This window comes from Mailhella sp. (assembly GCF_057866825.1).
Genome location: NZ_DBMAHT010000184.1, coordinates 1 through 3,039, shown reverse-complemented (window position 1 = coordinate 3,039; position 3,039 = coordinate 1). Strand labels below are relative to the sequence as shown.

General features: G+C 63.6%; 2 protein-coding genes and 1 pseudogene. 2 read left to right on the top strand and 1 reads right to left on the bottom strand.

What is annotated here, in order from left to right; all coding sequences use genetic code 11:
* A pseudogene (locus tag ACZM96_RS10430) lies at positions 1-351 on the bottom strand (hypothetical protein); the annotation flags it as partial.
* Positions 352-623: 272 nt separating this feature from the next.
* On the opposite strand from ACZM96_RS10430, the gene ACZM96_RS10425 reads away from it, so the two are divergent.
* Positions 624-1,385 (top strand): DeoR family transcriptional regulator, encoded by a 762-nt coding sequence (locus ACZM96_RS10425; RefSeq protein ID WP_489488974.1) that lies wholly within the window; start codon positions 624-626, stop codon positions 1,383-1,385.
* Positions 1,386-1,395: 10 nt separating this feature from the next.
* A complete protein-coding gene (locus ACZM96_RS10420; protein WP_489488973.1) occupies positions 1,396-2,616 on the top strand; it encodes an MFS transporter in 1,221 nt (406 codons plus the stop codon).
* The last annotated feature ends 423 nt before the right edge of the window (positions 2,617-3,039 follow it).

Genomic DNA, 3,039 nt, shown 5'->3' with positions numbered 1-3,039 from the left:
GAGCTGCGTGAGCGGAGAATCCTGCGCGCGCACGAGATCCTTCATGATCTGGAGAAGCACGCGGGCCGTGTTGCGCCGCAGCATGGAGTGCGCGCTGCTCATCACTTCGTCGTACAGGGCCTGGAGCGCCATGATGCGGTCGTCCGCCTGGCCGACTTCCAGATTGGTGAGCAGATTGATGACGGCATAGGCCACCCGCGAAACGCGGGAAATTACCAGACCCTTGATGCCGTGCGGATGCAGGTTGGCGTCAAAGACGCGGCTCTGCGCCTTGTCCGGGCATTCCAGTATTCTGTTGACCAGCGTCAGGATTTCTCTGTCCTGTCTGTCAAAATAGAAACTTACCGACATGCTCCTCTCCATATGTCGCTGTCGCGCCTGAGCGCGTATCTTCACCATCGGCGGAAGATCCGCCGGGACGAACGTGCGGATTCTCCGGCAAAAGCACTGCCCTGCCGCGAAACCGGACGATTCTTCCACAATAAGACAGTGAGTGTAGTCTTTGTTACGCCAATGTGTCAATAGTGTTTTTTTTCACACAATCATTTTCCGCAATGTTCTTTTCCGCTTGCGGAAGCGTTCCGATACTTTTATACTCCGGGCACTTCCCCGCAGGACCGCCTATGAACAAAGCAGACAGCCGAAAGAAAAATCTTCTGGAATTCCTCAACAAGCGCGGCTACGCGACCATTGAGGAACTCGCGCAGAATTTTTCCGTCACGCCGCAGACCATGCGCCGGGACATCAATCAGCTCGCCGACGAAGGACGGGTGCAGCGTTTTCACGGCGGCGTGGGCATGCCCCTCAGCACGGAAAACATCATTTACGATCAGCGCAAGCTGCTCTTCACCGACGAAAAGCGCCGCATTGCCGAGCTTGCCGCCCGGCACATTCCCGACGGGGCGTCGCTGTGCATCAACATCGGCACCACCACCGAGGCGGTGGCCTTCGCCCTGCTCGGTCACAAGAATCTGCGCATTCTCACCAACAATCTCAACGTGGCGCGCATCTGCGCAGGCAACGAATCGTTCGAGGTCATCATTGCGGGCGGCACGGTGCGTTCCCACGATCTCGGCGTCATCGGCCCCGAAACCGAACAGTTCATCCAGGAATTCCGCATGGATTTCGGCATCATCGGCATTTCGGGCATCGACGGGGAAGGGAATCTGCTCGATTACGACTATCGGGAAGTTTCGGTGGCGCGCGCCATCATTGCACATTCGCGGCGGGTATTTCTCGTGTGCGACAAATCCAAGTTCGGGCGGCCGGCCATGGTGCGGGTCGGCCATGTGAACCAGCTCGAAGCCGTGTTTTCCGACGGCCCCCTGCCCTCCCGCTGGCAGAGTCTCATTCGGGATTCCGGCGCTCACCTCTACCTCGCCTGAGGAGGCCGCCATGCCGGAAGCGTCCGGTGCGTCCCGCCGGGAAGTGCTGATCTTCGCGCTGCTCACCGCAGCCTGCGTGACCGCCGACGCCATGCTCTACGTGACGCTCCCCGTGTTCTGGCGCGAAGCCGGTCTTGATTCGCTCTGGGAAGTGGGCGTGGTGCTGGCCCTGAACCGGCTGGCAAGGCTGCCGCTCAATCCGCTCATCGGCTGGGCGTACACGCGCCTGAACACGAAAACCTGCGCCGTGTTTGCCGCGCTGCTTTCCGCGCTCATTCCCGTGGGATACGCCTTCGCCTCCTCGCTTGCGGCGTGGGCCGCGCTGCGCGTGCTGTGGGGGCTGGCCTGGTCGCTGCTCAAGCTGGGCGGCCTGTTCACGGTCATGGCCGCGGCGGGGCAGAAGAACCGGGGCTACTTCATGGGCCTGTTCACCGGAACCTACCGCCTCGGCAATCTGGCGGGCATGCTGGGCGGCGGTCTTCTGGCCGACCTTGCAGGACTGCGCGTTGCGCTGCTCGCCGGCGCGGCTGCGGCCGCCCTTGCCCTGCCCGTGGCTCTTTTTCTGCTGAGGGGCGTGCCCCCCTCTCCACGCAAAAGCAAAAACGCCTCCGTTTCCCCCAAAGCCCTGCTGCACTCGCCGGAAATTTTCTGGGTGCTGGTCACCTGCATGGCGGTCACGCTCATCATCGAGGGCTTTTTCATGTCCACGCTGTCCGCGCTCATGGCCCATCACTGGGGCGAAAGCATCACCGTGCTCGGCATCACGGCGGGATGCGCCACGGCCGCGGGCGTGATGCAGTCGCTGCGCTGGGGCTGGGATCCTCTGCTCTCGCCGCTCGTAGGACGCCTCTCCGACGGCCGCCTCGGCCGCGTGACCATGTTTGCCGCCGGATGCTGGACAGCCGCCGCGCTGTTTCTGCTCATCGGCGTTTCGCTGCCCCTCGGCCCGTGGCTTGCCGCAATTGCGGCCGTGGAACTGTGCTGCACCGCCATGACCACCCTTTCCGACGCGCTGGCCGCAGACGCGGCTTCGCGCTCAAACGCGGTGTTCGTCATGACCGCCTACACGCTGGCCATCGACCTCGGCGCGGCGCTCGGCCCTCTCGGCGGATTCGCCGCCATCTCCCTCTGGGGCATGAACGCCGCCTACGCGCTGGCCGCCGCCGTGCTCGCGCTTTTTGCCTTCAAGTGGACCTTCCACCCGCCGGTCGGAACGTCAACGCCGTCCTGAATCCGACCGCGCCTGCGCCCGCGTCCGCCGAGCACCCCGCAAAAAAACATCCTGACGCCGCAGCGCACGCCGCCGCGGCTCCGTTTTATCCGGCAGCCCTTCGCCCGCGCCGGGCAACGCCCCGGATCACGCCTCAAGCAGCGCTCAGCACTCCCGCTCCGCCTGCCCCCGCAAACAACTCACCCGCGCGCTTTGCAACGCCGCTCCGCCACCAGGCAGACGGATGACCACTCCGGGCGAGCCTCCGCGCAGCGCCGACCTGCCCCGCACGTCTTTCCGAAACGCCCCAAAGCTCTCCCCCTGCGCCTTTCGCAACACACGTTTCCCCCTTGCCCCACAAAAACACCCCCGCGCGCTTTGCAACGCCCGACGCAAAAACACTCCCCCTGCCCCGGCAAATAAAAGTTTTAGGAAGGAGGATGG

Excerpts from the sequence above, each read along its gene's own strand:
- ACZM96_RS10420 (WP_489488973.1), top strand. The coding sequence starts at position 1,396 with ATGCCGGAAGCGTCCGGTGCGTCCCGCCGGGAAGTGCTGATCTTCGCG.
- ACZM96_RS10425 (WP_489488974.1), top strand. The coding sequence starts at position 624 with ATGAACAAAGCAGACAGCCGAAAGAAAAATCTTCTGGAATTCCTCAAC.